The organism is Cupriavidus sp. GW823-FHT06D04, assembly GCF_058795055.1.
The window spans coordinates 1-1,312 of the sequence record NZ_JBXAHL010000106.1; the positions used below are offsets into that span (position 1 = coordinate 1).

1 protein-coding gene is annotated in these 1,312 nt (G+C 64.0%); it reads left to right on the forward strand.

Annotation, left to right across the window (positions count from 1 at the left end; translation table 11 throughout):
* The first annotated feature begins 80 nt into the window (after positions 1-80).
* Entirely contained in the window at positions 81-1,244 is a 1,164-nt protein-coding gene (locus AC1Q7H_RS39760; RefSeq protein ID WP_492379702.1) for a porin, read from the forward strand.
* Positions 1,245-1,312 lie beyond the last annotated feature (68 nt).

Consider the following 1,312-nt stretch of genomic DNA (forward strand, 5'->3'; position numbering starts at 1 on the left):
AGGAAGTTTGATCGTCGGTCGACTAGCCCCAACCTCCCAAAGGGACTTGACAAACCACTGCTCATAGAAGGAGGAGATGAATGAAAACCAGAAGCACCGTGATGGCCTTGATGCTGGGCTGCCCGCTAGCGGCCGCCGCGCAATCGTCCGTCACGCTGTATGGCGTGGCGGACGTCAACGTCGAATACGTGAACCGCGTCGGCGCTGTGCCCGTTGCCACTAACGGCTTCAACCCAGGGCCGGGCGACAAGGTGTTCCGGATGGCGTCGGGCGGGCTGTCCGGGTCGCGCTGGGGCCTGCGCGGCGCGGAAGATCTTGGTGCGGGATGGCAGGCGTCGTTCGTGCTGGAAAGCGGTTTCAGCCTGGACAACGGCACCATGCAGCAGAGCGGTCGCCTGTTCGGCCGCCAGGCCTTTGTCGCCCTGCAGCACGCCGGCATCGGCCAGCTCAGCCTGGGCCGCCAGTACACGTCGATCTTTGAAGCGCTGGCGAACTTCTCGCCTACCGCCTACGCCACGCAATATGAACCGGTGGTGCTGCAGGCGGGCGCCAATTTCCGCGAGGACAACACGGTCAAGTACACCGGCCAGTTCGGCCCGCTGACGGCGCGGGCGCACTGGTCGTTCGGCGCCGGGCTGGCGCTGCCGCAGACTGTTGGTATTGCCACCCCGATCGGCGGCAATGGCGAAGTGCCCGGACAGTTCCGGCGCGACACCGCCTACGGGGCCTCGCTGGCGTATGCCACCGGGCCGTTCGGCGCCACCATCGGCTATGACCAGTGGAACCCCACCATCGGCACCAGCAATGGCACCGTGCGCAAGGCCGTCGTGGCGGCCAGCTACGCCTTTGGCCCGGCCAAGATCATGGGTGGCTATCGCTGGGGTCAGAACAAGAATGCCGCCGACGTGGTGATCCAGCGGGACGACTACTACTGGATCGGCGCCAACTATCAGGTCACCCCGGCCGTGGGGCTGACGCTGGAGTACAACTACGACAATGTCAGGAGCCTGTTTGGCAATACGGAAGTGGCCAATCCGTGGCAGGTTGCCTTTGTCGCCAACTATGCGTTTTCGCGGCGCACGGATGTGTACCTGTCGACGGCCTATGCTCGCAATGCCGGCCTGATGCTGGAGTCGCTTGCCACGGTCTATGCCAACAGCCTGTCGCTGGGCAACAGCTATGCCGCGGCCAACGGGCAGCGCAGCATGGTTGGCGTGGCTTTGGGGATGCGGCACAAGTTCTGAGTGCGCCGGGAGACCGGCAAGGAGTAGGTGGTGAAAGTCCACTACGATGAAGGAATAGCGAACCACAT